Below are 250 nucleotides of genomic sequence, written 5' to 3'. Positions count from 1 at the left end.
GTCGTTCAATCGGACAAAATCACCTGGAGTTCTGAGAGTGTGTACGGCGGTTCGGCGTCGTGCCCGCGGTAGGCCACGAACGCGGGGTCGAAGGCCGGGTACTTTCCGATGAAACCACCGGCTGCGCTGTAGACCTGTCCGGTGATGCCGTCGGCCAGATCGCTTGCGAGATAGGCATACAGCGGGGCCACATACTCCGGTGGCGCCGGATCCAGCGCGGCATCGCGGGTGAACTCGTCGAGCAGTCCAC

General features: G+C 63.6%; 1 pseudogene. It reads right to left on the bottom strand.

Annotated features, from left to right (window positions below):
• Window positions 1-5: 5 nt before the first annotated feature.
• Window positions 6-250, bottom strand: a pseudogene (locus SB717_RS38190) (hypothetical protein); the annotation flags it as partial.

Origin of the sequence: Priestia sp. SIMBA_032 (genome assembly GCF_046535215.1) — a bacterium.
GTDB lineage: Bacteria > Bacillota > Bacilli > Bacillales > Bacillaceae_H > Priestia > Priestia aryabhattai.
The sequence above is the reverse complement of the archived record's forward strand: the minus strand, read 5'-3'. Positions and strand labels throughout refer to the sequence as shown.